The sequence below is a fragment of the Dietzia maris genome, assembly GCF_014144855.1.
GTDB classification, from domain to species: Bacteria; Actinomycetota; Actinomycetes; order Mycobacteriales; family Mycobacteriaceae; genus Dietzia; species Dietzia kunjamensis.
Window position 1 is genome coordinate 1 of the sequence record NZ_JAALDN010000068.1, and the last position, 1,379, is coordinate 1,379.

The following is a 1,379-nucleotide window of genomic DNA, read 5'->3' on the forward strand; positions in this document are numbered from 1 at the left end:
CCGAGGCCGTGGGCGGGACGTACGGCGTGCCCTGGCCGGTGCGGGCCCGCGCCAACGCGGTGGCCGTGCGCGCCGCGCTCCACCGCGAACAGCTGGCGGGTACGCCGTGGAGTCCGCGCATCGGGCGTCTGGAGACGATGGCGCGGCGTGATGCTCGTCGTCGTCGTCGTTCCTTCCCGGCGTTCTCACCGCGCCGCGGTGGGCGGATGATCGAGGTGGTGGGCGAGCTCGGCCCGGAGACCGAGGCGGTGGCGGTGTACGTGCCCGGCACCGGCACCAACCTGGACATGTCCCACGTCAACACCGACGTCGCGGTGGACCTCGTCGAGTCCGGCGGCGGGCGACTGGCCGTGGTGACGTTCCTCGACGGCGAGTTCCCGCAGGACATCATGGCCGATGCCGGCGATCCCCGGTTCGCCGACGCCATGGCGCCGCGCCTGGTCCGCTTCTGTCGCGAGGTGGACAGGGTCATGGAGATCGAGTGCCCCGGCGCGGCGCTGACCGTGGTGGGGCACTCGTACGGCGGGCGGATCGTGGGCACCGCCGAACGGCTCGGCCTGCGCGCCGACCGGGTGATCTACGCCGAGTCGCCCGATCTCGGGGTGGGCGTCGCCGGGCCGTCGGACTGGCGCGCCCCCGGACCGGTGCGCAGGTACTCCCTCACCGCACCGGGCGACCCCGTGGAACTACTGCAGATCCGGTTCGGCCTACGACAGCGCGGGTCGCACTCCGACCTGGGCGGCGGCGCCGTCCGACTCGACACCGGCTACTTCGCCGACGGCACGCCCGTCTACGGCACGCGCGGTCACGGCGGCGTGTTCGACCGGGACTGCGGGGCGTTCCGGGCGATGCTCGCCGTGATGCTCGGCGGGCAGGTGCCCCTGTGGCGTGAACGGCGGATCCGGGCGCGCCACACCGGCGTGGACCGCGGTCAGGAGGGGCGGGTCCTGCCCGTCCTGCGCCGACATGCCGTGGGCCTGTTGCTCCGTCGCGATCAGGACCCCTACGGCGAGGCGGCCGTGCTCTGGGAGGGGCCTGAGCGACTGACGACGGTTCCACCGGCGACGCGCGCGGCGAGGGAAGAGGTTGGCGTTCCCACGGACGCTGTCTGATACTGGGGCCCATGGCTTCGCTCGACACCCGGTTCACCCCACCGTCCCTCACCACCGTGGGGATGGGCGCCCTGGGCGTCCTGTCGGTCGGGTTGATCTCCGCCGGCCTCTGGTACGACTCCCACCGCAGCGCCGAGGCCGTCGAGCGGGCCCGCGCGCAGGTCGAATCCGCGCAGACCACCGGGCCCACCACCGAGCCGATCGCGAGCACCACCTCGGAGAACAGCACCGAGTCGAGCACCGAGGAACCCACCAGCGAGGAGTCGA

Annotated in this window: 2 protein-coding genes; both read left to right on the forward strand. The window is 73.4% G+C overall.

Features of this window, described 5'->3' with window-relative positions:
- On the forward strand, positions 1 to 1,112 hold a 1,112-nt coding region (locus G6024_RS02670), incomplete at its 5' end, for an alpha/beta hydrolase (protein WP_159147899.1).
- Between the two features lie 11 nt (positions 1,113 to 1,123).
- A partial coding sequence (locus G6024_RS02675) for a hypothetical protein (protein ID WP_159147902.1) occupies positions 1,124 to 1,379 on the forward strand: 256 nt, incomplete at its 3' end.